The sequence below is a fragment of the Bacteroides sp. UBA939 genome, assembly GCF_002293435.1.
Classification (GTDB): Bacteria; Bacteroidota; Bacteroidia; order Bacteroidales; family Bacteroidaceae; genus Bacteroides.
This window is the reverse complement of sequence record NZ_DBDF01000065.1, coordinates 410-3,477: the sequence shown is the minus strand read 5'-3', so window position 1 is coordinate 3,477 and position 3,068 is coordinate 410. Positions and strand designations below refer to the sequence as shown.

Here is a 3,068-nt window from a genome sequence, read left to right as displayed (position 1 = left end):
CCGTTTCAAACGAAACAGCCGTGTTTTCTACATAATAGTTGTAAATATCACAAATGCCTTTTGCATCTTCCGGTGTTGCTTTCCTTATTTTCATATATCGTGAAACTTTTAAAGAGTTTTGCAATTATCTTCGTTCTTCACCTCTACAAAGAGGGCAGAGAACAGGTTTTTTGCTTTCTTCCAATTTTCTTCATTGATGCAGTATCTGACTGTCGGCGGTGTAATCGTTCCCTGAATCAATCCGGCTTCTTTCAATTCATTCAGATGCTGAGAAAGGGTACTTTTCGCAATGGGCAATACTTCCGACATATCCCCATGATAGCAGCATGATTGGTTCGCAAGCATTTCCAGTATGGCTACACGTATAGGATTCCCCAACGCTTTGGCAAAACGTGCAAGCTGTTCCTGTTCGACGGTTAATTCTTTCTTCGACATATCTATACATTGTTTTTCTGTTCGCAAATATACGAACAATATTTCTATTCGTAATATTGCGAACGGTATTTGTTTTTAGGATTGGTCAGATATGGCAAAATATAAAATTATTTAGAACTGATAACAGAAAAAGCCTCTACACTGTTTTTGAAGTGATGAGGCTTTTTTCTTTGTGTAGGACTATCAACCCATAAAGTCATCCCGTCCGGTGGTGTCCTTCGTCAAATGTTCTTTGACGAACTCCTTCACATCGGACTCGTAATACAGGGTTTTCTGTCCAACCTGAATGTATTTCAATGCTCCGATGCTGCGATAACGTTGTAAACTACGCTTGCTTAGTTTCAGCATCAGGCATAAATCCTGATTGTCAAACAACCGCTCGCCATTCAGGATATTCCGTGTTTTCACACAGGAAAGAATCTCATCCAGCCTTCCCAATACGGAAGACATAGAGGTGTCAAACTTCTTTTCATCTATTTCCATTTTTATTCTTTGAAATTACGATGTAAAGGTCTGATTTTGAGATATGTTTTATTCCACAGTGTGGTGTGGTATTTTTGAAAAACAGATATAATCAGTTGATATACAGATGGATAAAAATACTAATAAAGGAATGGATAAGTGGGAAAACTGGGGTATTATAACCGCATTAAAACCGAAACTAAGCAGATAGTCACCGATGAGTTGCAATGAATAAAGGATACCCCCGACTTGTGCCACTTGTTGTCGAAAAAAGAAGAATAAAAACAGTAAGAGTGTGCTATTTAACACACTCTCTGTAAATACATAAGATACAGCTTTACAACGGTTTCACCGGAATACAAATATCCACGATATGTTTTTTTTCTGGATGGGTAGTGTAATCGTTGTAATAGAGTTCGTAAGTACAGCTATCTCCTTGCTGATAGCCGCTTTCAACAGATAAGTCAGATTATTCCACCCTCATCGCTTATCGTATCTACTTTTATACACTTTCAGCACTTTGGATAGCGACTTTTCCTTATTCCGCTTCTCTTGCGCGGTTGCAGTATAATGCCATGCTTCGCGACGTAATTTCAAATAGCTCTCATAAACACCGCGGTCTATTTCCTCTTTCTCAACGGCTTCGATTACGGCGCATCCCTTTTCATTCACATGCCGACAATCTTTGAAGCGGCATTTGCCTTCATAGTCCGATATATCCAAGATTTCTGACAGGTTATCGGTATTGTCATTTGTGACGCCGAACAGCTTTACTCCCGGAGTATCGATTAGTACGCCTGAATCGAGCAGCAATACCATTTCCCGACGAGTAGTTGTATGTTTACCTTTTCCGGTCGAGTCACTGATTGCGCCGGTCTCAAACAATGGCTGTTTGCATAGGGCGTTGATTAATGTACTTTTTCCTACGCCCGACATGCCTGTGAAGACGACTGTTTCCCCGACGCGGATAGACTCTCTTAGTTTATCAATGCTTTCAGGAGATTCTATACTGGTATAGAAGACGGGGATTTTGTGGGAAAGATGGGTTATCGCTTTTTCGATTTCTTCTGCGTTGAATCCCAGATCCGTTTTGGTCAGCACTAATACAGGCTGAATACCTTCATCAGCGGTTTGCAACATGAAACGTTCAATCCGGCGGACATTAAAATTCTCATCCAGACTTTGTACAACGAAGGCTTTGTCTACGAAAGAAGCGATTGCCTGCCTTTCGGATACTGTGCCGCTTTTAAGGCGATAAAGCGTTCTCTGACGGGGCAGTCGGTCGAGAATAATTCCTTTGCCGGTATCGATAGTTTGGAAAATAACCCAGTCGCCGGTGCAGGGGTATTCGGAAGCATCCTGTCCGTAGAGCATGTTTCCTGTCAGTTCGCAGGAATAGAAGCCTGTTTCAGATACTACTTCATAACAGGTCTTGTGGGTGACTGTCACTCGTCCGTGTGCGAAGTCTTTATAGTTTGATTGTTGTTTTTGCTGAAACAGTTCTTCGTTCCAACCGTATAATTGTAAATGATTCATTGTGTTTAATTTTATAATCAGGGAGATTATCACCAAAGATAATCCCCCTTGATAGTTACTTAAATTTTCTTCCCGATATAGAATACATAGCCATAGAGCTCTTTGTATTTGTCGTACAACACTGCTTCGTGGCGTTGACCGGCAATCAGTTCTTCTACTGTTTCATCCCCCGGATATTTCTTCAGAAACTCTTCCTGTGCGATGGCACATGGCGCGAAGAAATGTTCTGTCCAGCACGTTTCCGGAATAATAAAGGTGGCAACGGGAACATAGCCCGCTTTCTGCATCTGGGCGACTTTGTTCGGGATGGTGTCTATTTCAGAATAATGCGCCATCCAGAAGTTGTGAATCTCATCGGGGCGTTCGTCCGTGAACCAAGAGGATTCGGATACGGCAATGTAGCCACCTGTTTTCAGATATTCGCGCCATTCGTTTAGCCCTCGCTCAAAACCGATATTATAGATCGCACCTTCTGACCAGATAAGGTCTAAGGACTGCTTCTCGAAAGGGAGATTGTCCATTGAGCCGATAACGCCTTTTACTCTGTTGGAAAGACTGAGTTGTTCGGCATTTCGGTTAAAGATGTTGATAAAGTCGGGGAAGAGGTCGAGCCCTGTAATCTGTCCCGGAATGTT

Annotated in this window: 4 protein-coding genes and 1 pseudogene; all 5 read right to left on the bottom strand. The window is 42.0% G+C overall.

Annotation, left to right across the window (positions count from 1 at the left end; genetic code table 11):
* Nucleotides 1-108: 108 nt before the first annotated feature.
* The gene (locus B2Z67_RS04450; RefSeq protein ID WP_291528616.1) at nucleotides 109-435 is read right to left on the bottom strand and encodes an ArsR/SmtB family transcription factor; all 327 of its coding nucleotides are present in this window, start codon (nucleotides 433-435) and stop codon (nucleotides 109-111) included.
* A 183-nt stretch (nucleotides 436-618) separates the two neighbouring features.
* On the bottom strand, nucleotides 619-918 hold the full coding sequence (locus B2Z67_RS04445; protein WP_291528615.1) for a helix-turn-helix domain-containing protein: 300 nt from the start codon (nucleotides 916-918) through the stop codon (nucleotides 619-621).
* 316 nt (nucleotides 919-1,234) lie between these two features.
* Nucleotides 1,235-1,342 (bottom strand): annotated as a pseudogene (locus B2Z67_RS04440) (GyrI-like domain-containing protein); the annotation flags it as partial.
* Between the two features lie 35 nt (nucleotides 1,343-1,377).
* Nucleotides 1,378-2,433 carry a ribosome small subunit-dependent GTPase A gene (gene rsgA / locus B2Z67_RS04435; protein WP_291528614.1) on the bottom strand — a complete coding sequence of 352 codons (1,056 nt, stop codon included), beginning with the start codon at nucleotides 2,431-2,433 and terminating at the stop codon, nucleotides 1,378-1,380.
* Nucleotides 2,434-2,492: 59 nt separating this feature from the next.
* Nucleotides 2,493-3,068, bottom strand: a 576-nt coding sequence (locus B2Z67_RS04430) for a class I SAM-dependent methyltransferase (protein ID WP_291528613.1), incomplete at its 5' end; no start/stop codon positions are given.